This is a genomic window from Mycetocola reblochoni REB411 (genome assembly GCF_900163835.1).
GTDB lineage: Bacteria > Actinomycetota > Actinomycetes > Actinomycetales > Microbacteriaceae > Mycetocola_B > Mycetocola_B reblochoni.
This window is the reverse complement of sequence record NZ_FUKR01000042.1, coordinates 33,740-58,176: the sequence shown is the minus strand read 5'-3', so window position 1 is coordinate 58,176 and position 24,437 is coordinate 33,740. Positions and strand designations below refer to the sequence as shown.

Genomic DNA, 24,437 nt, shown 5'->3' with positions numbered 1-24,437 from the left:
GCCCACCCCCGCCGCGACCAGGGCCACGCCGGCCGCGGTCGTCCCCGCCTCCCCGATCAGGGACTGCACCGTCGACGGCCCGCTCGCCGACCCCGGCCTCGGCACCGCGGCGAGCGTGGTGCTGAACGCGGAGACAGGCGAGGTGCTGCTCGACCGCAGGGGCGACGTCCCCGCACAGACGGCGAGCGTCATGAAGCTGGCCACCGCGGCGGCGGCCCTCCGGGTCCTCGGTCCCGACTACCGTGCCAGCACCACCGTGTTGCGCGGGCCGGATGCGGGCACGATCGTGCTCAGGGGCGGCGGCGACCTGACGCTCTCGCGGCTGCCGAGCGGGCAGGAGTCCGTGTACCCCGGGGCGGCCCACCTGGACGACCTCGCGGCGCAGGTGCGCCAGGCCAGGGCCGCCGATCCGGAACTCGCCCAGACCCCGGTGAGCAGGATCATCGTCGACAGCTCCCTCTTCGGCGGGACGACATGGGAGGACACCTGGCCCGCGACCGAGCGCCAGGCCGGCTGGCTCTCCCACATCACCACGCTCCAGGTCGACGCGGACCGCGCCGACCCGACGGTGTTCCTCTCGCCGCGCGGGGAGGACCCGGTCGGGCGCGCCGCCGAAGCCTTCGCCGCGTTCTTCCCCGGAGCGACCATCGACCGCGACGGTGCGACCGGCGACGGCAGCGCGCTGGCGGAGGTCTCCTCGCCTCCCGTGTCCGAGCTGCTCGCTCCGATGCTCGTCCCCTCCGACAACACCCTCGCCGAGATGCTGGCGCGCCTCGTCGCGATCGAGTCGGGTGAGGGCAACACCCTGGCCGACGTGGACCCGGCGATCCGGTCGGCGCTCGAGGACCTCGGCCTCGACACGGAGGGCATGACGTTCGCCGACGGTTCCGGAATGAGCAGGAACAACGCCGTCGCGCCGGAGCTGGTCGCCGCCCTGCTCCAGCGCGCGGACGCGGACGAGGACGGTCTCGGCCCGATCGTCGGCGCGCTCCCCGTCGCGGGCGAGAGCGGCACCCTGGCGTACAGCAACCGCTTCACCGGCGACAACCAGGTCGCCAGGGGCAAGGTCAGGGCGAAGACCGGGTCCATCACGACGGCCTACACGCTCGCGGGCTTCGTCGACGCGGAGGACGGCTCGCGCCTCATCGCGGTCATCTTCGCGACGGATCGGGTGTCGGAGGCCTCCCGGCAGCCCATCGACACACTCGCGACCGCCTACTACCGCTGCGGCAACCGGCTGGCGAACTCGCCCGGCTGATCGCCTCGCACGCTCAGTGGTTCGCCGGGGTGTCGGTCTCCGGGGGCGTCCCGGCACCGATGACGCTCCGACGTAGTGTTGTCGTGTCGCCCCGATCGGCGGGGCAGGAGAGGGGAACGGCCATGTCCAGAGCGATACTCGTCGTCGACGTGCAGAACGACTTCACCGAGGGCGGCGCGCTCGGCGTGGACGGTGGCGCGGCCGTCGCCGCCCGGATCACCGGCTTCCTGCGCTCCGGCGCGGGAGCCCTCGTCGTCGCCTCGCGGGACTGGCACGACGCCGGCAACGACAATGGCGGCCACTTCGCTGCCGTCCCCGACTTCGTCGACACCTGGCCGGCGCACTGCGTCGCGGGAACCGCCGGCGCCGAGTACCACCCGTCCCTCGACACCGCGCTCATCGACGTCCACGTGCTCAAGGGGCAGGGCGTGCCGGCGTACTCGATGTTCGAGGGCACGACGGGCGACGGCAGGGCGCTCATCCAGGTGCTGACGGAGCGCGGCGTCGACGAGGTCGACGTCGTGGGCATCGCCACGGACCACTGCGTGCTCGCCACGGCGAGGGACGCCCTCGAGGCGGGGCTGCACGTCACGGTGCTGGACGACCTCGTCGCCGGCGTCGATCCCGCTCGCAGCGCCGCGGCGCTGGAGGACCTCGCCGCCGGCGGGGCGCTCGTGCGGCCGTCGACGCGGGGCTGAGCCGTCAGGCGCCGGCGCCGAGCACCGCCAGCACCGCGTCCTTGAACGGCCGCGACGTCACCGCGGAGATGTGGCCCCGCCCCGGCAGCACGGTCAAGGCCACCCCGATCTGTTCCGCGATCGTGCGGTTGTCGGCGAGCAGGCCGTCGTCCTCGCCGACGGCCAGACCGCGCAGCCGCGGTGGCGACGGAGGGACCTCGACCGGGTCGGCCAGGCGCAGCCCGTCGGCCAGGGCGATGAGCGCGGCGGGGTCGTTCCCCTGCACGGCTGCGGCCATGTCCAGGTAGGCGCGCGTGAGACGGTCGAGGGCGACGTCCCGTCCGGCGAGGACGGCTCTGGCCGCGTCGGCGTCGAAGCCGCGCATGCTGTTGCCGAGCGGCATCCCACCGAGGAACAGCGCCTCCGAGCGCTCGGGCTCGTCGAGGCCGAGCCGCCAGCCGACCCGTGCGCCGAGGGAGTAGCCGAGGTACAGCGAGGGACGGACGCCGACGGCGTCCTGCACGGCCGCGGCGTCGGCACTGAGCGCCGTCATCGTGTACGCCTCCGGGTCGTGGGGCGCATCGCTGGCGCCGTGGCCGCGCTGGTCGTGGGCGAGCACGGCGAAGCCCGCCCTGACGAGCACCCTGACCCAGCCGGACGTCTGCCAGTTGAGGACGGCGGAGGAGGCGAAACCGTGCACGGCGTGCACGACCGGGGCGTCCGGGGCCCCCGCGCGGTACACGGCCAGGCGGGTGCCGTCGGGGCTGCGGACGGTGAACGGCGGATCGAACTCGGGGGTCACCCGTCAACGGTACGCCCGTTCGGGGTGCGAGGTGTGCGGCGGGTGATCAGCCGCCCTGGTGCCGTTCCAGGAACCGGTAGACGTCGTTGTCGTCGACGCCGGGGAACGTCCCGCTCGGCAGGGGGGAGAGCACGTGCGCGTGCAGCCGGGCGCTCGGCCAGGAGCGGTCGCGCCAGCGTGCGCTGAGCTCGTCGGGCGGACGTCGGCAGCATGACGGCTCCGGACAGCGGGACTCCGCCCTGACCGTGGTCTCCCTCCCGCGGAACCACTTGGACTGCGCGAAGGGCACGCCCACGCTGATGGAGAAGTCGCCGTCGGCCGTGCTCCCGGTCTGGGTGGCGCACCAGAAGGTGCCCTCGGGGGTGTCGGTGTACTGGTAGAACTCCGTCGTCCGGTTGGTCTGGGCGAAGGCCCGGCGGGCGGCCCAGCGCCGGCAGACGAGCTGCCCCTCGACGGAGCCGGTCACGTCGGAGGGCAGCGGCAGGCCGTCGTTGGCGTAGGCCTTGAGGATCGCGCCGTCGCCGCCGACGCGCAGGAAGTGCAGCGGGATGTCCAGGTGCCTGGTCGACAGGTTGGTGAGGCGGAGCGCGGCGGCCTCATGGGTGACGCCGAAGGCGTCCCTGAAGTCCTCGACGGCGAGGTCGCGGTCCTGCTTGGCCGCCTGGAGGAACGCGACGGACGCGGTCTCCGGCATGAGGCAGGCGGCGGCGTAGTAGTTGATCTCGAGCCGCTGCATGAGGAACTCGGCGTAGTTCGCCGGCCGCGTGTGCTCGAGCAGGATGTGGGCCATCGCCTGAAGCGCCATGGCGCGCAGCCCGTGGCCGCCGGGGATCGAGGCGGGCGGCAGGTAGATCCGCCCGTTCTCGAGATCGGTGATGCTGCGGGTCGAGGCGGGCAGGTCGTCGACGTAGATGAGCCGGAGCCCGAGCTGCTCCGCCATGAGGGACACCGTCCGGTGGGTGAGCGCGCCCCCGGCGTGACCGACGAGCCGGAGCCTGTCCTCGGCGAGCGCCTCGATGGCGGGGAGGTGGTTGTCGCGGGCGCGCATCCACGCCTGCAGCTCGGTGTTGGCCCGTCGGGCCTCCTCCGGGGTGGCGATGGCCTGACGCTCCCGGCGCTGCAGCTCGCGGTGCAACCCGACGAGCGCCTCGAGCACCGGGTCGCCCATGCTCCTGCTCGGCCGGAGTGCGGGGAGCGCGAGCGTGCGGTACATGTCGGAGGACTGCGCCTGCTCCAGCTCGATCTCGAGCGCCGCTCGGGGGCTGGGCGCCTCGGGGGACAGCAGCTCGCCGAGCTCGGTTCCCAGCGCCTCCGCGAGAGCGGACAGGGCGCTCAGCCGCGGCTCGCGTTTGCCGTTCTCGATGAGGGAGAGGTGGCTGGTCGTCAGCCCCGCCGTCCCGCCGAGCTGTTCCAGCGTGAGGCCGGCCGCCAGCCGGGCGTGACGGATCCGGTGCCCGAGGGTCCGCAGCTCTGCGGGGTGGAACGACATGTTTTCACGATAACGAAAGATCCACCGTTTTTGACAGGTGGAGAGTCCTGCTGTGCACGGGCCCCGCGCTGAGGATGGTGATGAGCCCCGGGCCGCGGGGTGGGCACCACCGAGGGGGAACGAATGTCGACAGCGCTGTCCGAGGCCGAGACGACCAGCGCGCGGGGGCGCGCCGAGGTGGAGCGGTGGGTGGAGCGCATCGCCGCCCTCACCCGTCCGGATCGCGTCGAGTGGGTCACGGGGGCGCCGGAGCAGCGCCGCGCGATCACCGAGCTGGCCGTCGCCTCCGGTGCTCTCATCCCGCTCGACTCGGAGCGCCGGCCGGACAGCTACCTGGCCAGGAGCTCGCCCGACGACGTCGCGCGGGTCGAGTCGCGCACCTTCATCTGCAGCGAGGAGGAGTCCGACGCGGGCCCGAGCAACAACTGGCGCGATCCGGCCACGATGCGACGCCAGCTCGGCGGACTGTTCGACGGCTCCATGCGCGGGCGCACGCTGTACGTCGTGCCCTACACGATGGGGGTCCCCGGCGGTGAGCTGTCGCGGGTGGGCGTGCAGCTCACTGACTCGCCGTACGCGGTGCTGTCGATGGGGATCATGACGCGCACGGGGAGCAGCGCCCTCGAGCGCATCGACGCGGGGGAGCCCTGGGTGCCCGCCGTGCACAGCGTGGGCGCGCCCCTGGCCGAGGGGGAGCAAGACACCCCGTGGCCGTGCAACGAGGAGAAGTACATCGTGCACTTCCCCGAGACGCGCGAGATCTTCTCCTTCGGATCGGGGTACGGGGGGAACGCCCTGCTGGCGAAGAAGTGCTTCGCGCTGCGCATCGCCAGCAGCATCGGCAGGGACGAGGGGTGGCTCGCCGAGCACATGCTGCTCATCCGGCTCATCTCGCCCGAGGGCAAGAGGTTCCACGTCGCCGCGGCGTTCCCCTCCGCCTGCGGCAAGACGAACCTTGCGATGCTCCAGCCGACCCTGCCGGGGTGGCGCGTCGAGACGCTCGGTGACGACATCGCCTGGCTGAAGCCCGGCGCCGACGGCAGGCTCTGGGCGATCAACCCGGAGGCCGGTTTCTTCGGCGTCGCCCCGGGGACGGGCCCGGACACGAACCCCGCCGCCGTCGAGATGCTCTGGGGCAACACCATCTTCACCAACGTCGCGCTCACCGCGGACGGCGACGTCTGGTGGGAGGGGCTGAGTGACGAGCCGCCCTCCGCGCTCACCGACTGGACCGGTCAACCGTGGAGCAGGGACTCCGGCTGGCCCGCGGCTCACCCGAACTCGCGGTTCACCGTCGCTGCGGCGCAGTGCCCGAGCGTGGCCGACGAGGTCGTCAGCGGCGCGGCCGTCCCGCTCGACGCGATCCTGTTCGGCGGACGTCGTGCCGACACCGTCCCCCTGGTGACGGAGGCGCGCTCGTGGGCGCACGGCGTCTTCATGGGGGCGACGATGTCCTCGCAGCGGACCGCGGCGGCCGAGGGGACCGTCGGCGAGCTGCGCAGGGACCCCTTCGCGATGCTGCCGTTCTGCGGCTACAACATGGCCGACCACTGGGGGCACTGGCTGTCGGTGGGGGAGCGGCTCGGCGACGGTGCGCCGCGGATCTTCCAGGTGAACTGGTTCCGCCGCGGCGAGGACGGCGGCTTCCTCTGGCCGGGCTTCGGCGAGAACTCGCGCGTGCTGGAGTGGATCGCCGGCCGGGTCGAGGGGACCGCGGCCGCACAGGACTCCCCGATCGGCCGTGTGCCGGACGGGGACGCGCTCCGCCTGGACGGGCTGGGCCTCGACGAGCGCACGGTTGCGGAGCTGTTGCGCGTCGATCGCGGGGACTGGCTGGTCGAGGCGGAGCGGACGGAGGAGTTCTTCGAGGGGTTCGACGGCCGGGTGCCGCGCGTCCTCGTCGACGAGCTCGACAGCCTGCGGGAGCGCCTGCGCCACCGGTGACGCGCCCATCCGCAGCTCCGGCCCCCATCGCCTGCACGGTGGGGGCCGGATCCGTGCGCGTCGTGCGCCGGGCTCAGACCAGCAGCTGGTGCCTGGCGAGGTCGCGGTAGAGCGGAACCGTCTCGACCAGCTCCGAGTGGGTTCCCGAGCCGAGGACGCGACCGTGCTCGACGACGACGATGCTGTCGCTGTCCACCACCGTCGACAGACGGTGCGCGATGACGATCATGGTCCGCTCCGCGGCGGCCGCGTCGAGTGCATCGCGCATGAGCTGCTCGTTGAGGCCGTCGAGCGACGAGGTGGACTCGTCCAGGAGCAGGATCGGGGCCGTGCTGAGCAGCGCCCGGCCGATCGCCAGCCGCTGGCGCTCGCCGCCGGAGAGCAGCACCCCCTGCTCGCCGACCGGTGTGGACAGGCCGTCGGCGCTGCGGTGCAGCACCTCGCCGAGGTTCACGCGCTCGAGCACCTCGACGCACTCGTCGTCGCTCGCGTCGGCGCGGCCGAGGAGCAGGTTGTCACGCAGGCTCCCGGCCAGGACGGGGGCGTCCTGCTCGACGTAGCCGATGCGCGAGCGCAGCTCGGTCCGCTCGAGCGCGCGGATGTCGACGCCATCGAGAAGGATCGCGCCCTCCTGGGGGTCGTAGAAGCGCTCGATGAGGCCGAGGATGGTCGACTTGCCCGCACCCGAGGGGCCGACCAGCGCCGTGCGGCGTCCCCTGGCCACGGTGAAGCCGACGCCGTCGAGCACCCAGGGGCGGTCGGCGGCAATGCCAGCCCCGGCACCGGAACCGGTCGCGCTCCCCGCGGCCGGAGCCGGAGCGTGCGTGTCGGGCGCCGCGGAGTCCGCGGCCAGCGGGGCCTCGGGCTCCGTGCGTCGCGCGCGCACGACATCGTGCGGGTAGCGGAAACGGACGTCCCTGAACTCGACGGCGGGGGCGGCGGGGTCGGCCCTCCCGCCCGCGTGCGCCGCCGCGAGCGCTGCGTCCCCGTCCGTCTCCTGGGGCAGGTCGATGATCTCCTGGATGCGGCCGAGAGCGCCGAGGGCCTGGCTCGTCGCCGTCACCGCGCCGATCGCCTGGCCGAGCGGCATGATGAGCATGAACAGGAACATGATGAAGGCGACGAGCCCGGAGATGTCGAGCTGGCCGGCGGCGACCCTGAACCCGCCGACGCCGAGCACGACCAGGAGCGAGAGCTGCATGGCGACGCCCGCGACGGGAACGACGAGCGCCGACACCCGTGCGACGTCGAGGCCGCGCCGCCACGCCTCCGTCGCGTGGCCGTCGACCTCCGCGATCTCGCGGTCGGTCGCCCCGGCCGCGCGGACGGTCCGCACCGAGCTGATCGCCCGCTCGAGTGCCGCGGTCAGGTCGCCCACCTTCGCCTGGGCACGCTGGCTGGCGATCCTGATCCGGCCGGCGAGCAGGGCGACGACGGCGATTGAGACGAGCACGACGAGCAGCGTGAGGCCGAGGAGGACCGGGTCGATGACGAGCATCGCCACGAGCGCCCCGACGAAGGTCAGCGCGCCGCCGACCGCCTCGACGAGGCCCTGCGTGAGCACGGCGCGCAGCAGCGTCGTGTCGCTGCCGACCCGCGAGACCAGGTCCCCCGTGCGTCTGGCGTCGAACTGGGCGATCGGCAGGTGGAGCATGCGCGCGACGAGCCGTCGACGGCTGGAGAGGACGACGCCCTCACCGGTGCGCTGCAGCAGGTAGTGCTCGAAGCCGCTGGCGAGGGAGGACACGACGACGAGCGCCACGAGCAGCCACACGATCACACCGAGGACGCCACCGGACTGCACGCGCTGGATGAGCTCGGCCACCAGCAGCGGCTGGGCGAGCGAGGTCAGCGCGCCGAGCAGCGACAGCGCCAGGATCGGGACGAGCACACGCTTCTGCTCGAACAGATACGGCATCAGCTGGCCGAAGGTGGCGCGGGGCCCGTCGTCGGCGGAGGGCCGGGCGAAGGGTGAGCGTGAGCGCCGGGCGCTCGGGGACGGGGAGCTGGAGCTCATTGCACTCTTTCCTGCGGGTGGCGTGCCGCGTGGGCGCTCCCGGCCTCGGGGGCGGAGCGGGCGGCCACCGGCAACTCTACCGCCTGAAACGACGGACGGGCCCGCCCCGAGGGGCGGGCCCGTCTGGGCGGAGCGGGGCGTCAGTCGTTGATGTCGACGTCCTTGGTCTCCGTGCCGAGGAGGAGGGCGACGAGCGTGATCACACCCATCGCGGCGAGGTACACGCCGACCCAGAACGGGCTGCCGTCGCCGGCGTTCCACAGTGCGACGGCGATGAACGGGGCCACGGCCGCACCGAGGATGGAGGAGACGTTGTAGGAGATCCCCGAGCCGGTGTAGCGAACGTTCGTCGGGAACAGCTCAGGGAGCAGCGCGCCCATCGGGCCGAAGGTCATGCCCATGAGGATGAAGCCGAGGATGAGCCAGAGCTGCACGCCGACGTAGCCGCCGTCCAGCATCGGCACCCAGACCAGGCCGAAGGCGATGATCGCGATGGTCACGACGATGAGCGTGCGGCGCCGGCCGAAGCGGTCGGCGAGCGGCCCGGACACGAGCGTGAAGATGCCGAAGAACACGACGCCGAGGATCATCATCAGCACGAAGCCGTTGTAGGTGTAGTCCAGGCCGGAGGGGGTCGAGTCACTCCCTGCGCGGCCGTAGCTGAGCGAGAACGTCGTCATCAGGTAGAACAGCACGTAGGTGGCCAGCATGAAGAAGGTGCCGAGGATGAGCTCGCGCCAGTTGAAGCGGAACACCGTCGCCAGCGGCAGGCGGCGGACCGTGCCGGTCTGCTTGGCCTTCTCGAACGCGGTCGACTCGACCAGGCGCAGACGGATCCAGAGGCCGATGGCGACCATGAAGAGCGAGAACAGGAACGGGATGCGCCAGCCCCACTCGAGGAAGGCGTCGGAGGGCCGCGTCGGGTCGTCGGAGGGCAGCAGGAACGCGATGATGAGGAACAGGCCGTTGGCGATGATGAAGCCGATCGGCGCACCCAGCTGCGGGAAGGTGCCGTACCAGGCGCGCTTGCCCTTGGGTGCGTTCTCGGTCGCGACCAGCGCCGCGCCGCTCCACTCGCCGCCGAGGGCGAAGCCCTGCGCCAGGCGGAGGATCACCAGGAGCAGCGGGGCGAGCCAGCCCACCATGTCGTAGGTGGGGAGCACGCCGATGAGCACCGTCGCGATTCCCATGGTCAGCAGCGCACCGACGAGCGTGGCCTTGCGTCCACGCTTGTCGCCGAGGTGGCCGAAGAAGATGGCGCCGACCGGGCGGGCGACCATCGCCGCGCCGAAGATGGCGAAGGACGACAGCAGGGCGGCGGTGTCGTTGCCTGCGGGGAAGAACAGGTGGGGGAAGACGAGGACCGCCGCGGTGGCGTAGACGTAGAAGTCGTAGAACTCGATCGTCGTGCCCACCAGACTGGCGAGGATGACGCGGGAGCGGGGGTTGGCGGCGGTGCCCTGGGCGGGCGCGTGTGCAGTAGACATAGATGGATCCAACGGAAGGGCGCGGTGGCAGCGTTCGACCCCTGGTGCGCGGGCGGCACGGGTGCGTGATGGGCACGAGGAGGGGGAGGTGCTGCGTGTGTGGCCGTGAGCTTGTGGCGGACGGGCCAAGGATTACCTTACGCCCGATCACGGGGCCTGTCGCAATCCCCGGCCGCGTCGCGCCGCCCGTCGCACCCCCGTGACCGGGGTGCGACGGGGTGTGAGCGGGGTGCGACGGGCTCAGCCGCGCAGCTCGGCCACCACGCGCGCGGTCGACACGGCCGCCTCCGCCGCCTCGCGCCCCTTGTCCTCCGCGGACCCGGGCAGCCCGGCCCTGTCCAGCCCCTGCTGCTCGGTGTCGACGGTCAGGACCCCGAAGCCGACGGGCTTGCCGGTGCGCACGCTCACCGAGGTCAGGCCGTCGGTCGCGGCGGAGGACACGTACTCGAAGTGCGGTGTCCCGCCCCGGATGATGACCCCGAGCGCGACGACCGCGTCCGCGCCCGCCTCGAGTGCGGCGAGTGCGGCGACGGGCAGCTCGAAGCTGCCGGGGACGCGAACGAGGCTGTGCTCGGCGCCGGAGGCGTCGAGGGCGGCCTGCGCCCCGGCGATGAGGCCGTCGCTGATGGTCTCGTGCCACCGGCCGGCGATGACGACGACCCTCAGGCCGGTGGCGTCGGTCGTGATGTGGGGGACTCCCTGGCTGCTCATGCGATTCCTTCCGTGGGGGTGGTGCCGGTCGGGGTGGTGCGGACGGGGGCGTCGGACCCGTCGGCGGCGGTCAGGCCTCCGGGGGCAAGCAGGTGGCCCATCCGGTCGCGCTTGGTCTCGAGGTAGTGGGCGTTGACCTCGCCGATGCCGACGACGAGCGGCACCCGCGCGGCCACGTGCACGCCGTGGCGCTCGAGCTGGCTCTGCTTGTCCGGGTTGTTGGTGAGCAGACGCGCGTTGCTGACCCCGATGTCGGTGAGGATCGCCGCGGCGGCGGTGTACTCCCTCGCGTCGGCGGGGAGGCCGAGCGCGAGGTTGGCATCGAGGGTGTCGAGACCGTCCTCCTGCAGGCGGTAGGCGCGGAGCTTGTTGATCAGGCCGATGCCGCGTCCCTCCTGGCCCCTGAGGTACACGACGACGCCGCCGTCCGCGGCGATGCGGTCGAGCGCGGCGTCGAGCTGCGGGCCGCACTCGCACTTCAGCGAGCCGAAGGCCTCGCCGGTCAGGCACTCCGAGTGGACGCGGACGAGCGCCCCCTCGCCCGGCGTGCCGGAGATGATGGCGATGTGGTCGGCACCGGTGACGTGGTCGCGGTACGCGCGCAGGCGGAAGGTCCCGTGCGTGGTCGGCACCGTGGTCTCGACCTCGAAGCTGACGACGGGGTCCTCGTCGGCCTCCGTGACCGGCGCCGCCGTCGACTCGCCCGCGGCGTCGAGCGCGTCGAGGTGCTCGATGATCTCGGCGATGGTGAGCACGACGAGGTCGTTGGCCGCGCCGAGGGCGAGCAGCCCGGGGAACCGGAGCATGTCGCCGTCGTCCTGAACAGCCTCGGCGATCGCCGCGACCGGCGTGAGACCAGCCAGCCTGACCAGCTCGACCGCGGCCTCGGTGTGGCCGGGGCGTTCACGGACCCCGCCGGCGACGGCGCGGAGGGGGACGACGTGCCCCGGCCGGATGAGGTCGCCCGGCCCCGACGAGGGGGAGCCGAGGACCCGGAGGGTGTGGGCGCGGTCGGAGGCGCTGATGCCCGTGCTGATCCGGTCGGCCGCGTCGACGGTCACGGTGTAGGCCGTGCGACGCGGGTCCTGGCCATCGGCGACCATGAGCGGCAGGGCGAGCCGGTCGGCGATCTCCGCCGTCATCGGCGCGCAGACGTATCCGCTCGAGTGCCTGATCGTCCAGGCCAGCCACTCCCGGCTCGCCGTCTGCGCGGCGAGGACGATGTCGCCCTCGTTCTCGCGCCCCTCATCGTCGGCGACGAGCACGGGCCGTCCGGCCCGGAGAGCCGCGAGGGCCTGAGTGATGCGTGAGCCGCTCATGCGCGGGTCTCCTTCGTGGTGGGCTGCGGTGTGCTGGTGAGGGCGATGAGGCGTTCGACGTGGCGGGCGAGGACGTCCGTCTCGATGTTGACGGCATCGCCGGGGGAGCGGTCGCCGAGCGTGGTGGCGGTGAGCGTCTCGGGGATGAGTGAGACCTCGAACCAGTGCTCGTCGGCGTCGGCCGGGCTGATCGCGCTCACCGTCAGCGAGACGCCGTCGAGCGTGATGGACCCCTTGGCGGTGACCAGCGGCGCGTGCTCGCGGTCGAGGCGGAAGCGGAGCACCCGCCACGCCTCGGCGTCGACGCGGCTGAGGAGCGTGGCCGTGCCGTCGACGTGCCCCTGGACGATGTGCCCGCCGAGGCGGGAGCCGAGCCGGGCCGCCCGCTCGATGTTGACCCTCCGGCCGGGCTGGGCCTCGCCGAGGGTCGAGGTGAGCAGGCTCTGCGCCATGACGTCGGCGGTGAACGAGGACGCGTCCTGCCCGACGACGGTCAGGCAGACCCCGCTGACGCTGATCGAGTCGCCGTGCGAGGCGTCGGAGACCGCCAGCGGCGCCTCGACGGTGAAGCGAGCGGCGTCGGGCCCGCGCTCGATGGCCGTGATGGTGCCGAGCTCTTCGATGATTCCTGTGAACACTAGCGTGCTCCTTCCGGGCGGGCGGTGATCTTGAGGTCGGCCCCGAGCGGGACGACCTCGGTGAAGCGGTAGCGGATGGCCTCGTCGATGCTCGTCACACCGAGCGCGTCGAGTGCCGTGCGGGGTCCGCCGAGCAGAGCGGGGGCGAGGTAGACCAGGAGCCGGTCGGCCAGTCCGGCGCGGACGATCGAGCTGGCGAGCGCGGGGCCGCCCTCGACGAACACGGAGCGCACCCCCTCGCGGTGCAGTCCCGCGAGCTCGGCGGCGAGGTCGTCGCCGGGGAGGGTGGTGAGAGGGAGCGGGTGCCGTCGCACCGCCGCATCGTCGGGGACCGGGCGGTGCCCGACGACGACGGGGCGCGGCTGGCGGGGCAGCGGCCGCCCGTCGGGTGTCCGGGCGGTCAGCGCGGGGTCGTCGGCGAGCACCGTGCCGATCCCGGCGATGATGGCGTCGGCCGCGGCCCGTTCGCGGTGCACGTCGGCCCGTGCCTCGGGTCCGGTGATCCACTGGCTGCTCCCGTCCGCGGCGGCCGCCCGGCCGTCGAGGGTGCTCGCCCACTTCACGGTGACGACGGGACGGCCGAGCCTGGCGGCGACGAGCCAGTCGTCCAGGAGCGCCTCGCCGTCGGCGACGAGGACCCCTCCGGCCACCTCGACGCCGGCGGCACGCAGCCGCTCGGCGCCGCCGGAGGAGGCCTCGCCGGGGTCGGCGACCGTGTAGACGACGCGTGCGATGCCCGCGGCGATGAGCGCCTCAGCGCACGGTCCGGTGCGGCCGGTGTGGTTGCAGGGCTCGAGGCTGACGACGGCGGTGGCACCGCTCGCGGCCCCGGGGGCCAGGCGGCTCAGGGCGTCGACCTCGGCGTGTGCGGTCCCCGCGCCGCGGTGGAACCCCTCGGCGAGCGTCCGGCCGTCGGGGGAGAGGATGACGCAGCCGACGCGGGGGTTGATGCCGCGCTCGGGGCCCTGCGCGGCCAGAGCGAAGGCGCGTCGCATCGGGTCGTCCCACCGGTGCTGCGGGAAAGAGTGGTCCATGTGTCCTCGGCTGTGGTCAGTCCGGGGCGACAGGGGTCGGCGCGCGACGGCGTGAGCCGTCGACGTGCTGCCTCCCATCCGGACTCGGAGCTGCTCCTGCGAAGGAGCGCCCCATCACCGTCGGTCCCGGAATTCCACCGGGTCGGCCTCGGCCTGTCGGCCGGGGTTCGCGGACTGTCACCGCCGGTTCGGATTCTCACCGACCCCGGAGCACGTTGTTCAGTGTCATCGTAGTTCAACCGGCAGGCCGCAGCCGTATTCCCCCGCACTCATGACGCGTCGTGACGCCCGCACCTCGTGTTGTGCGCCCCGCCCCGCGCCCCTGCCGGGCGCCACACCTCCGCGCGGCGCCGCGCCCCTGCCCGGTGTCAAGGCCCTGCCTGGTGCCGCTCCGCCGGGGCTCAGCCCGTGCGGCGAATCAGCTCCCTGGCCGTGGGCGCATCGATGATGAGGTTCGTCACCAGGCCCGCCCTGATCGCTCCGCGGAGCGCGGGGAGCTTGCCCTGCCCGGCGATGACGCAGACGCGACGGGAGATGGCCCTGACGGTCTCCAGCGGCGGGCCGGAGGACCGGGCGTTCAGGGCGATGCCGTCGTCGGTGCCGTCCTCGCGGTAGAACACGGTGGCGACGTCGCCCACGACGCCGTCCGCGACCATCGAGTCGTAGTCCTTCGCATCCAGGTACCCCCCGCTGTAGACGTGGCTGGGCACGCTGGCGAAGGGGGAGCCGAGACCGAACAGTGCCACGTCGAGGCGGGTCTGCAGGGTCAGCACCCGCTGGATGCTCCGCTCGGCCCAGAGTGCGGTCCTGGTGTCGGGGTCGTCGAACAGGGCGGGGACGGGGAACTGCTGCACCGTCATGCTGTACGCGCTGGCGAAGCGCTGCAGGATCTCGCTGGCGTAGAGCAGACCCGTCGTGCTCGGGTTGGCCGCGCCGTTCAGCTGCACCACCATCGAGTTGTGGGTCGTGCGCGGGCTGAGGTGCCGGCTGATCGCGGTCACCGTCGAACCCCACGCGATCCCCAGCCGCATGTTCGAGTCGACGTAGGAGGTCAGCACGCGCGCCGCCGTCCTGGCGACCCGATCGAGCCGGTCGACGGCGTTGATCCGGTCCGGCATGGGGACGACGTTGGCGCTCAGCCCGAAGCGGGAACGCAGCTCGCTCTCCAGCTGCCGCGGCTCCTCGAGCGGGGAGTGGATGCTGATGTGGACCAGGCCCGTCGCCTTCGCGTGGCTGAGCAGGCGCGACACCGTCGACCGCGAGGTGCCGAGCTCCCTGGCGATGGTGTCCATCGTCAGGTCCTGCTCGTAGTAGAGCTGGGCGGCGATGAGGGCGTCCCGTGTCTTGTCCGGGAGGCCGGAGTGCGATCGGTCGACGGGGCTGTCCGTCCCCCGGACGGGGCGGCGATCGGGGGTATCCGGCATCGTGCGTGCACATCCGTTCACTAGGTTTGACCGGTTGTGAAGCCTAGCCAAGAATCGGTGTAACGCACCACCCGACCGCATGACAAAGGAGTACTGCCGTGAGTCACGACCCGCTCACCCCCGCCGACGTCGCATCGCTTCGCGACCGCCCCCGGGCGCAGGTCCTCATCGTCGGCGGCGGGATCAACGGCATCGCCACCTTCCGTGACCTCGCCCTCCAGGGCGTCGACGTCGCCCTCGTCGAGCGCAACGACTACTGTTCCGGCGCCTCCGCCGCGTCCAGCCACATGATCCACGGCGGCATCCGCTACCTCGAGAACGGCGAGTTCCGGCTCGTCAAGGAGTCGGTGACCGAGCGCAACGGCCTCCTGGCCATCGCGCCGCACTACGTCAAGCCGCTCGAGACCACCATCCCGATCTTCAGCACCTTCTCCGGCATCCTCGCGGCACCGCTGCGCTTCCTCACCCACAAGCAGGGCAAGCCGAAGGAGCGCGGTGCGTTCCTCATCAAGACCGGCCTGGTGCTCTACGACTCCTTCTCCCGCGGCGGCGGCGCCGTGCCGCGCCACGTCTTCCGCCGGCGCGCGTCGGCACTGAAGACCCTGCCGCGGCTCAACCCCGGCCTGAAGTACACGGCCACCTACTTCGACGCCTCCGTGCACGACCCGGAGCGCCTCGCGCTCGACGTGCTCAACGACGGCCGTGCGGTGGGCGACAACGCCCGCTCGGCGAACTACGTCGAGGCGGTCGGAACCCGCAACGGCGCCACCGTGCTGCGCGACCGCCGCGACGGCGAGGAGTTCACCTTCACCGCCGACCTGGTCATCAACGCCTCGGGCCCCTGGACGGACCTCACCAACGAGGCGCTCGGCGAACGGACCAGCTACATGGGCGGCACCAAGGGCTCGCACATCGTGCTCGACCACCCCGAGCTGCTGGCCGCCACCGGCGGCCGCGAGATCTTCTTCGAGAACAACGACGGCCGCATCGTCCTGATCTACCCGCTCAAGGGCAAGGTCATGGTCGGCACCACCGACCTCGAGGCGGACCCCCGCGAGAGCACCGTCTGCACCGACGACGAGATCGACTACTTCTTCGAGCTCATCGGCCACGTCTTCCCCGACATCGCCGTGAACCGTGAGCAGATCGTCTACACCTTCTCCGGCATCCGCCCGCTGCCGGGCCACGGCGACACCGCGCCCGGCTTCGTCTCCCGCGACTACCGCATCGTCGACGGTCAGGCCGGCGGCGTGCCCACGCTCTCCCTCGTCGGAGGCAAGTGGACGACCTTCCGCGCGCTCGCGGCGCACCTGTCCTCCGAGGCGCTGCAGCGCATCGGTGTGCAGCGCCGGGTCGACACGCAGAACCTCGCCATCGGCGGTGGCGTCGGCTACCCGAAGACCGACGCCCAGCGCCAGGTCTGGCTGCGGGCGCACGCGGACGGCGTGAACACTGCGCGCGCCGAACAGCTGCTCGAGCGCTACGGGACCATCGCCTCCCGCATCATCGACCGGATCGCCGAGGACGGCGACGAGGCGCTGGACACCCTGCCCGACTACAGCACCACCGAGCTGCGCCACCTCGCCGAGGCCGACCACGTCGAGCACCTGTCCGACATCGTGCTGCGCCGCAGCGCCATCGCCTTCACCGGCTCGGCCACCGCGGAGAGCGTCGCCGAGGTCGCCGACGTCGTCGCGCCCGTGCTCGGCTGGGACGCCGAGCGCCGCGACGCCGAGATTGCCGCCCTCGCGGAGGAGCTGCGCACGCGGCACCGCGTCGACGTGACGGAGGCGCAGACCAGCACGCGCTAGAGGATTCCCGGCCGCGTGGGCCGGGGCCGCCCTCCCCGCCGGGGCAGGGCGTCAACGACGGGGTCGACGATGATCGCGCCGTCACAGCAGAGAAGGAAGTCAAAGTGGACACAACAGCATTGGGAACGGTGTTCCTGTCGGAGACGGTGGGAACAGCCATGCTGATCCTGCTCGGTGGCGGTGTCGTCGCCAACGTGGTCCTGGCCAAGACGAAGGGCTTCGACGGCGGCTGGCTCCTCATCAACGTCGGATGGGCCCTCGCGGTGTTCGGCGGCGTGACGGTGTCGTACGCCTCGGGCGCGCACCTGAACCCCGCCGTCACCATCGGCCTCATCGCCGCGGGCACGGAGGAGTTCGTCCCCGGCGTCCCCGTGTCGGTCGTCTCGGTCGCCGTGTACATCGGTGCGCAGATGATCGGTGCGATCATCGGTGCGGTCCTGGTGTTCCTGGCCTACAAGAAGCACTTCGACGAGACCGCCGACCAGGGCGCGAAGCTCGGCGTGTTCTCCACCGGCCCCGGCATCCGCAGCTACGGCTGGAACCTCGTGACCGAGATCATCGGTACCTTCGTGCTCGTCTTCGCCGTCGTCGGCTTCGGCCGGGTCGGCGACCCCGATCTGTCCACCCCCGCCGGAATGGCGGCCCTCGGTGCGATCCCCGTCGCGTTCATCGTGCTCGCCATCGGCGCCTCGCTCGGTGGCCCGACCGGGTACGCCATCAACCCCGCCCGTGACCTCGGTCCCCGCATCGCCCACGCCATCCTGCCCATCAGGGGCAAGGGCACCAGCGACTGGTCCTACTCGTGGGTCCCCGTCGTCGGACCGCTGATCGGTGGCGCGCTGGCCGGCTGGAGCTCGACCCTGCTCCTGCCGATCATGCTCTGACCCCGTCACCCCCAACTGAACTCACTCATGGAGACAAAGGAGTAGCACCATGGCGAAGTACGTCATCGCGATCGACCAGGGAACGACCTCGTCTCGGGCGATCCTGTTCGACCGCTCGGGATCGATCGTCTCGACCGGACAGCTCGAGCACGAGCAGATCTTCCCCCACGCCGGCTGGGTCGAGCACGACCCGATGGAGATCTGGGAGCACACCAGGGAGGCGATCGGCCAGGCGCTGTCGAAGGCGAACGTCACCCGGCACAACGTCGAGGCGATCGGCATCACCAACCAGCGTGAGACCACCGTCGTCTGGGACAAGACCACCGGCAAGCCGGTCTACAACGCGATCGTGTGGCAGGACACCCGGACGCAGCCGATCGTCGACCGCCTGGCGGCCGAGGGCGGCGTCGACCGCTTCAAGGACGTCGTCGGCCTGCCGCTGGCGACGTACTTCGCCGGGACCAAGATCGCCTGGATCCTCGAGAACGTGGAGGGCGCACGGGAGAAGGCCGAGGCGGGCGATCTGCTGTTCGGCACGACCGACACCTGGGTGATCTGGAACCTCACCGGCGGTGTCGAGGGCGGCATCCACGTCACCGACGTCACGAACGCCAGCCGCACCCTGTTCATGGACCTGACGACGCTGTCCTGGCGAGAGGACATCCTCGCCGAGTTCGGTGTGCCGCTGTCCATGCTTCCCGAGATCAAGAGCTCCTCCGAGGTCTACGGTCACGCCTCGGACGAGAGCCTGCTGCGCGAGACCCCGATCGCCGGCATCCTCGGCGACCAGCAGGCCGCGACGTTCGGCCAGGCGGCTTTCGACGCCGGCGAGGCGAAGAACACCTACGGCACAGGCAACTTCCTCATCTTCAACACGGGTGAGGAGATCGTGAAGTCCGAGAACGGCCTGCTCACGACGGTGGGCTACAAGCTCGGCGACCAGCCGGCGCACTACGCGCTGGAGGGGTCGATCGCGGTGACCGGCTCGCTCATCCAGTGGCTGCGCGACAACCTCGGCCTCATCTCCAGTGCGCCGCAGGTCGAGACCCTCGCGGCGAAGGTCGAGGACAACGGCGGCGTCTACATCGTCCCGGCCTTCTCCGGCCTGTTCGCCCCGTACTGGCGTCCCGACGCCAGGGGCGCGGTCGTCGGCCTGACCCGGTACGTGAACAAGAACCACGTCGCCCGGGCGGCGCTGGAGTCCACGGCGTTCCAGACCGCCGAGGTGCTCGACGCGGTCAACGCCGACTCCGGCGTCCCGCTCGAAGAGCTCAAGGTGGACGGGGGGATGACGGCGAACGACACGCTCATGCAGTTCCAGGCCGACGTCCTCGGCGTGCCCGTGGTGCGCCCCGTCGTCGCCGAGACGACGGCGCTCGGGGCCGCCTACGTGGCCGGACTCGCCGTCGGCTTCTGGGAGAACCTGGACGACCTGCGCGGCAACTGGCAGGAGGACAAGCGCTGGGAGCCCAACCTGGACCCCGCCGAGCGCGACCGCCAGTACCGGCTGTGGAAGAAGGCCGTCACGCGGACCTTCGACTGGGTCGACGAGGACGTCCGCTGAGGCGGACGGAGACCCGCGAGGCGGACGGGGCGGTCCCCGCCCCGCGCCAGCCCACCACGGCCCCTTCCCCGCTGCGGCGGGGGAGGGGCCGTGGTGGGCTCCGCCTCCGGGACGGGACCGGTCGGGCCGGAAGCCCGGCTCAGCCGAGCAGCAGCGCCGTGAACTCGTCGAGGGAGGACACGCGCCGGACGCCGGCCGCGGCGACCTCCGCGTCGATCTGGGCCGGAGACGGTGCGGCGTCACCGTGCCCGAGGGCGGACGCGTCCACCTCGCCCCTGGTCAGCCAGACGCCGTGCAGTCCCGCCCGTGCTGCGCCGATCGCGTCCGTTCGCAGCCGGTCGCCGATGTACACGGCCCGGGACGGATCGACCCCGTGCCGGGCGAGGGCCGTCGTGAAGATCGCCGGGTCGGGCTTGCTCACGCCCTCGGCACCGGAGAACACCGGTGAGAGGAAGCGGTCGGACAGGCCGAGCCGGTCCAGCTTGACCCGCTGGTAGTCCTCGTCGCCGTTGGTGATGAGACCGAGCTGCGCACCGGAGGCGGTGAGCGCGTCGAGCGAGCGCAGAGCGTCCTCGAACAGCACCCAGCTCGTGCGGTAGCGCTCGAAGTAGGCGTCGAACCACGCGTCGGCCGCCGCGTCGTCGGCCGGGGCGCGGTGGAACTCGGTGACGAAGTCGGCGGCCCTCGCCCGGCGCTGTCCCGCCATCGTCAGCTCGCCGGCGAGGTAGCGGTGGTAGTGCCGGTGCTCCAGCTCGTGCCAGCGCCGCGTCGCCGACTCCAGGTCGATGTCGGCGATCCGGTGCGGGCCGTCGGTGACGTGGGAGGCGATGCCGCGCTCCACCGCGGTGCGGTGGTCGAGCAGCGTGTCGTCGAGGTCGAACAGCACGAGGTCGATCGCGGTCCCGTCGGCCCAGTGCGCCCCCGAGCGCGATCCGTCGCCGCTCATCGGCGCGCGGGGCGGAGAAGCCCGACACGGTCGTACACGCGCTCGAGCGTGCGCTCCGCCCGCTCGGAGGCGACCTCTGCCGCGTCGGCGAGGATGCGGTCGAGCTCGGCCGGGTCGCCGAGGAGCTCAGCGGTCCTGGCCGCGATCGGCGCGGTGGTCGCCGTCACGCTCTCGGCGACGGCCTTCTTGAGGTCACCGTACCCGCCGCCGGCGAACTCCTCGACGACGGCGTCGACGCTCCGTCCGGTGAGGGCCGCGTGGATCGAGAGCAGGTTGCTCACACCCGGCTTGGCCTCGCGGTCGAAGCGGATCTCGCCGTCGGTGTCGGTGACGGCGCGCATGATCTTCTTCGCCGTCGCCTTCGGGTCGTCGAGGACCTTGATCAGGCCCGCCTCGCTCTCGGCGGACTTGCTCATCTTCGCCGTCGGGTTCTGCAGGTCGTAGATCTTCGCCGACGCCCGGGGGATGACGCCCTCCGGCACGGTGAAGGTCTCGCCGAAGCGGGAGTTGAAGCGCTCGGCGAGGGTGCGGGTCAGCTCCAGGTGCTGGCGCTGGTCCTCGCCGACGGGGACCTGCGCCGTCTGGTAGAGCAGGATGTCCGCCGCCATGAGGATCGGGTAGGTGAACAGGCCGACGCTCGCCGACTCCTGCCCCTGCCTGGCCGACTTGTCCTTGAACTGGGTCATCCGGCTGGCCTCGCCGAAGCCGGTCACCGTGTTGAGCACCCAGGCCAGCTCGGTGTGGGCGGGCACCTGGGACTGGACGAACAGGGTCGACCTGGCCGGGTCGATGCCGGCGGCGATGTACTGCGCGGCCGTCGCCCTCGTCCGCGCCCTCAGCTCGGCGGGGTCCTGGGGAACGGTGATCGCGTGCAGGTCGACGACGCAGAACAGCGCGTCGAACTCGTCCTGCATCGTGATCCACTGGCGCAGCGCGCCGATGTAGTTGCCCAGGTGGAGGGAGTCGGAGGACGGCTGCATGCCGGAGAACAGGAGGGGACGGGTCATGACGGGTCTTTCGGGGTCGAGCTCGGGTGCGTGGTCTGGTGCTCGCGGCTCGCGCTAGAGCGCGTAGTCGACGACGACGGCCGCATGGTCCGACCAGCGCTTGTCGTAGGCGGGCGCGCGGTCGATGGCGTAGCCGGTCACCGTCTCGGCGAGGGCGGGGGTGGCGACGTGGTAGTCGATGCGCCAGCCCGTGTCGTTGTCGAAGGCCTGGCCGCGCTGGGACCACCAGCTGTACGGCCCGTCGACCTCGCCGGCCCAGCGGCGGCCGACGTCGACCCAGCCGAGCCCGGGGCCGACCGTGCCGTCGACACCGGTGACCTCCTCGCCCTGCGGGCCGAAGAAGCGGTCGAAGTAGGCACGCTCGCGGGGGAGGAAGCCGGCCCTCTTGACGTTGCCCTTCCAGTTCTTGATGTCGAGCTCGCGGTGCCCGACATTGAGGTCGCCGGTGACCAGCGCGAGCTCGCGCTCGGCCGCCAACTGGGGAAGGCGCTCCGTCATGGCTTCGAGGAACAGCCACTTCTGGTCCTGCTTGGGGGTGTCGACCTCGCCCGAGTTCACGTAGGTGCTGACGACCGTGAGCAGCTTTCCGTCGACCTCGAAGTCGGCCTCGAGCCAGCGGCCGCTGCTGTCCAGCTCCTCCGGACCGAGCGCGGTGCGGTGCGCGACGGCCGGCATCCGGCTGAACAGGGCCACGCCCGCCCTGCCCTTCGCGTTCGCGGCGTCGTGGAGCAGGTGCCAGCCGGGGGCGAGCAGCTTCTCGATGTCCTCGGTCTGCGCCCGCACCTCCTGAACGGCGACGATGTCGGCGCCGCGGCCCTCGAGCCACTCGCCCATCCCCTTGCGGTACGCCGCCCTGATCCCGTTGACGTTGATGGATGCGATGCGAAGCGTGCTGCCGGAACTCATGGCACCAGTCTAGGTGCCGAGCGAGGCGGAGGGGCCGGTCGAGTTGGCCTCGGCCTCCCGCTCCGCCGCGGCGAGCTCGTCCCTGCGGGTCTCCGTCAGCCTCCGCGCGCGCCGCCGGCCCCAGAACCGCGTGCCTGCCTCGTTCTCCTCGGCCTCGCGCAGGCGCTCCCTCGCCACGACGAGGGTTGCCCTGGCCAGCTCGGCCCGACGGTCCTCGTCGCTGAGCATGCGGTCGGCCAGGCCCCTGTCGGCCACGCTCACGGCAATCCACGACGCCCCGAGCAGGATGACCCTGCTGACCATGTTGAACCACACGAGCAGACCGGCGAAGACCGCGAAGGTCGCCAGGAGCGGGTTCTTGCTCGCGCCGGAGATGATGATGCCGGCGAACAGGCCGAGGATGGCGATGCCGGCGCTGGCGACGGCCGCGCCCTCGAAGAGCAGCCGCTTGGGGATGGGGATGTGGGCGAGCACGCGGTACATCGTCGACAGCACGACGAAGTTCAGCGCGGCCGAGATCACGACGGCCAGGGCGCGCGAGCCGATCGTGGCCCACACGCTCGTGGTGCCGACGCCGGTGGTGCCGAGCAGCCACTCCCAGATCTGGGTGCTGACGACCGACACCACGGCGGAGACGAGCATGACGCCGCCGAAGCCCGCGGCGAGCAGGAGATCGGCCACCTTCTGGCGGACGAAGGGGCGGTTGTCGCGGGGCAGCCGGAACACGGTCCTGATCGCCTGGCGCGTGGAGTACATCCACCCGATCGCCGTCCAGAGCAGTCCGGCGAGGGCGATGATGCCCGTCCAGCTGATCATGTTCTGCTGGAGCAGGCTGTCGGTCTTGATCGCTCCCTCGTCGCCGAGGAGCCCGGGCACGGCCGAGTTGACGATGTCGACGAGCGAGTCGAACACGTCGGAGTTGCGCGACAGGAACAGGCCGAAGATCGAGAAGCCGACGAACACGGCGGCGAACACGGCGAACACCGACTGGAAGCTCATGCCGGCCGCGAGCAGATTGCCCTCGCCGCTGAGGTAGTGCCTGGCGACGCGGGCGGGCTTCGACGCGGCCGCGGCACGGCCGATCGCGCCCGCGCGGAGAACGGGGGACTGGATCCGGTTGGAGATGGCGCTGTCGCTCTCGACGACGGTCCGTTCGAGAGGGCTGAGCTCCTGTTCGGCGGTCGACGGGCCGCGCCCGGTCTGGGAGGAGGTGGTCACGGCCTCAACCCTAGCGAGGGTGCACGGATGGGTCACCCCGGTGGTGCGGCGGAGGCGACCTTGGGCAGAATGGACCGGAGAGCTGCGGAGCCCCGGGTCGCGGCGCCGAACCAAGGGATCCATTTCGTCGTGACCGTGCACAGTTACCGCTACTCATCCGCCGACGCGGGCAGCCACAGGGTCTTCGTCGTCCACGGGGAGTGGATCGTCGTGCTGCCGGTCCCCACCCAGCCCGACCTGGCCGAGCAGCTCTGGGCACTCGTCGAGGACCCGGCCGTCGACCTGGCCGAGATCGAGCGGGCCATCCTCTCGCGGGGGGCGTCCGCCCCGGCCGACTGGGCGATCGTCCGCTGGGCGACCGACTCGACGGTCAGGGTGCGGATCGCCGGGGCCGAGCGCGTCGACCTGTGGACGGAGGCGGGCTGGATCAGGGCGACCGCGACGACGACCGCGGCGGGCGCCTCGGCTGAGCCGGCGGCCGGAGTCGTCGTCTGCGGCGAGGTCAACGGTCTGGCCGGCGGGGCGCCGAAGGGCCCCGGCATCCCGCTCGACGGCGGCATCATCGTCGCCCAGCGCCTCGACGGGCGCTTCCGTGTCGCCGCGCCACGGCAGGACTCCGACGGCGTCTCCCGGCACGACGGGATGACCGTCATGTCGCCGGACGTCCTCGTCTCGAGGGAGACGCGGCCGCATCCGACACTCCCGCAGTTCGTCGGGTTCCGCGTCAACGGCGGCAGCGTGCACGAGCTCGACGCCACCCACTACTTCGGCCGCAACCCGCGCCAGCCGAAGATCCCCCTTCCCGATCCGGCGCGCCTGGTCGCCCTGGTGTCGCCGGGCAAGCTCGTCTCCGCGACGCACCTGGAGCTCAAGCTCGTCGGCGACCTCGTCGTCGCGACGGATCTGCGGTCGACCAACGGAACGAGCGTGCTGCAGCCGGGGTCCTCGTGGCACCAGCTCCGCGGCGGCGAGCCCGAGGTCCTCGTCGTCGGCACGCACATCGACGTCGGGGACGGCAACATCATCGAGATCGTCCAGGAGCCGACGGGCGGCCCGCGCGGCGCCTGAGCGGCATCGGCGGGATGGCCGTCCGGCGGCACGCCGGCGGAGCCGCGGTGCACGCGTCGTCGCCGCTCAGTCAGGGTTTTCCCTCGGCCCTGCGCCGCTTCGGGACAGCGCCCGCCGCGCTCCACATAGACTTCCCCGCGACGGTCGGGGGGCCGGGGACGGGGATCACGGGTGGGCAAGCGCGGCGCAGCGGGACGCAGGGACACCGACACACCCGGACCGCGGCGGGGCCG

The 24,437-nt window shown here is 72.0% G+C and carries 20 protein-coding genes and 1 riboswitch; of the genes, 7 read left to right on the top strand and 13 right to left on the bottom strand.

Annotated elements, in window-relative coordinates; all coding sequences use genetic code 11:
- Together dacB and FM119_RS07820 are read left to right on the top strand one after the other, a co-directional pair.
- Window positions 1–1,258: D-alanyl-D-alanine carboxypeptidase/D-alanyl-D-alanine endopeptidase (dacB, locus tag FM119_RS07825; RefSeq protein WP_087137119.1), on the top strand; the 1,258-nt coding region annotated here is incomplete at its 5' end.
- 122 nt (window positions 1,259–1,380) lie between these two features.
- Entirely contained in the window at window positions 1,381–1,956 is a 576-nt protein-coding gene (locus FM119_RS07820) for an isochorismatase family protein (RefSeq protein ID WP_087137118.1), read from the top strand.
- 4 nt (window positions 1,957–1,960) lie between these two features.
- Here the strand turns inward: FM119_RS07820 and FM119_RS07815 are convergent, their stop codons facing one another.
- The gene (locus tag FM119_RS07815; protein WP_087137117.1) at window positions 1,961–2,737 is read right to left on the bottom strand and encodes an alpha/beta fold hydrolase; all 777 of its coding nucleotides are present in this window, start codon (window positions 2,735–2,737) and stop codon (window positions 1,961–1,963) included.
- 46 nt (window positions 2,738–2,783) lie between these two features.
- Window positions 2,784–4,226 carry an XRE family transcriptional regulator gene (locus FM119_RS07810; protein ID WP_087137116.1) on the bottom strand — a complete coding sequence of 481 codons (1,443 nt, stop codon included), beginning with the start codon at window positions 4,224–4,226 and terminating at the stop codon, window positions 2,784–2,786.
- Window positions 4,227–4,349: 123 nt separating this feature from the next.
- On the opposite strand from FM119_RS07810, the gene FM119_RS07805 reads away from it, so the two are divergent.
- Window positions 4,350–6,170: a phosphoenolpyruvate carboxykinase (GTP) gene (locus FM119_RS07805; RefSeq protein WP_087137115.1), complete on the top strand. Its 1,821-nt coding sequence runs from the start codon at window positions 4,350–4,352 to the stop codon at window positions 6,168–6,170.
- Window positions 6,171–6,243: 73 nt separating this feature from the next.
- Here the strand turns inward: FM119_RS07805 and FM119_RS07800 are convergent, their stop codons facing one another.
- From FM119_RS07800 to FM119_RS07770, 7 genes are all read right to left on the bottom strand, one after another.
- A complete protein-coding gene (locus FM119_RS07800) occupies window positions 6,244–8,187 on the bottom strand; it encodes an ABC transporter ATP-binding protein (RefSeq protein WP_087137114.1) in 1,944 nt (647 codons plus the stop codon).
- A gap of 140 nt (window positions 8,188–8,327) precedes the next feature.
- On the bottom strand, window positions 8,328–9,674 hold the full coding sequence (locus tag FM119_RS07795; RefSeq protein WP_087137113.1) for an MFS transporter: 1,347 nt from the start codon (window positions 9,672–9,674) through the stop codon (window positions 8,328–8,330).
- 240 nt (window positions 9,675–9,914) lie between these two features.
- On the bottom strand, window positions 9,915–10,385 hold the full coding sequence (gene ribH / locus FM119_RS07790) for a 6,7-dimethyl-8-ribityllumazine synthase (RefSeq protein ID WP_087137112.1): 471 nt from the start codon (window positions 10,383–10,385) through the stop codon (window positions 9,915–9,917).
- On the bottom strand, window positions 10,382–11,704 hold the full coding sequence (gene ribA / locus FM119_RS07785; RefSeq protein WP_087137111.1) for a GTP cyclohydrolase II: 1,323 nt from the start codon (window positions 11,702–11,704) through the stop codon (window positions 10,382–10,384). The genes ribH and ribA overlap by 4 nt, the downstream gene beginning before the upstream one ends.
- On the bottom strand, window positions 11,701–12,342 hold the full coding sequence (locus FM119_RS07780; RefSeq protein WP_087137110.1) for a riboflavin synthase: 642 nt from the start codon (window positions 12,340–12,342) through the stop codon (window positions 11,701–11,703). Before FM119_RS07780 ends, ribA begins: the two co-directional genes overlap by 4 nt.
- A complete protein-coding gene (gene ribD / locus FM119_RS07775) occupies window positions 12,342–13,376 on the bottom strand; it encodes a bifunctional diaminohydroxyphosphoribosylaminopyrimidine deaminase/5-amino-6-(5-phosphoribosylamino)uracil reductase RibD (protein ID WP_087137109.1) in 1,035 nt (344 codons plus the stop codon). The genes FM119_RS07780 and ribD overlap by 1 nt, the downstream gene beginning before the upstream one ends.
- A gap of 60 nt (window positions 13,377–13,436) precedes the next feature.
- A riboswitch (FMN riboswitch) is annotated at window positions 13,437–13,594 on the bottom strand.
- Between the two features lie 183 nt (window positions 13,595–13,777).
- Window positions 13,778–14,800, bottom strand: coding sequence for a sugar-binding transcriptional regulator (locus tag FM119_RS07770; RefSeq protein ID WP_087137108.1), 1,023 nt, complete (start codon window positions 14,798–14,800; stop codon window positions 13,778–13,780).
- A 98-nt stretch (window positions 14,801–14,898) separates the two neighbouring features.
- Between FM119_RS07770 and FM119_RS07765 the strand changes: the two genes are divergently transcribed.
- The 3 genes from FM119_RS07765 to glpK all read left to right on the top strand — a co-directional run bounded on the left by FM119_RS07765 (window position 14,899) and on the right by glpK (window position 19,059).
- Window positions 14,899–16,611 (top strand): glycerol-3-phosphate dehydrogenase/oxidase, encoded by a 1,713-nt coding sequence (locus tag FM119_RS07765; protein WP_087137107.1) that lies wholly within the window; start codon window positions 14,899–14,901, stop codon window positions 16,609–16,611.
- A 104-nt stretch (window positions 16,612–16,715) separates the two neighbouring features.
- Window positions 16,716–17,495: an MIP/aquaporin family protein gene (locus FM119_RS07760; RefSeq protein ID WP_276327876.1), complete on the top strand. Its 780-nt coding sequence runs from the start codon at window positions 16,716–16,718 to the stop codon at window positions 17,493–17,495.
- Between the two features lie 49 nt (window positions 17,496–17,544).
- Entirely contained in the window at window positions 17,545–19,059 is a 1,515-nt protein-coding gene (gene glpK, locus FM119_RS07755; RefSeq protein ID WP_087137106.1) for a glycerol kinase GlpK, read from the top strand.
- A 139-nt stretch (window positions 19,060–19,198) separates the two neighbouring features.
- Here glpK and FM119_RS07750 read toward each other — a convergent pair whose 3' ends face one another.
- Genes FM119_RS07750 through FM119_RS07735 form a run of 4 tightly spaced genes read right to left on the bottom strand, consistent with a single transcriptional unit; the run spans window position 19,199 to window position 23,136 of the window.
- Complete coding sequence (locus FM119_RS07750; RefSeq protein WP_087137105.1) at window positions 19,199–20,005, bottom strand: HAD family hydrolase; 807 nt, start codon at window positions 20,003–20,005, stop codon at window positions 19,199–19,201.
- The gene (trpS, locus tag FM119_RS07745; RefSeq protein ID WP_087137104.1) at window positions 20,002–21,012 is read right to left on the bottom strand and encodes a tryptophan--tRNA ligase; all 1,011 of its coding nucleotides are present in this window, start codon (window positions 21,010–21,012) and stop codon (window positions 20,002–20,004) included. The genes FM119_RS07750 and trpS overlap by 4 nt, the downstream gene beginning before the upstream one ends.
- Window positions 21,013–21,066: 54 nt before the next feature.
- A complete protein-coding gene (locus tag FM119_RS07740) occupies window positions 21,067–21,918 on the bottom strand; it encodes an exodeoxyribonuclease III (protein ID WP_087137103.1) in 852 nt (283 codons plus the stop codon).
- Between the two features lie 9 nt (window positions 21,919–21,927).
- On the bottom strand, window positions 21,928–23,136 hold the full coding sequence (locus tag FM119_RS07735; RefSeq protein WP_179205256.1) for a YihY/virulence factor BrkB family protein: 1,209 nt from the start codon (window positions 23,134–23,136) through the stop codon (window positions 21,928–21,930).
- A 129-nt stretch (window positions 23,137–23,265) separates the two neighbouring features.
- On the opposite strand from FM119_RS07735, the gene FM119_RS07730 reads away from it, so the two are divergent.
- Complete coding sequence (locus FM119_RS07730) at window positions 23,266–24,204, top strand: FHA domain-containing protein (RefSeq protein ID WP_087137101.1); 939 nt, start codon at window positions 23,266–23,268, stop codon at window positions 24,202–24,204.
- Window positions 24,205–24,437 lie beyond the last annotated feature (233 nt).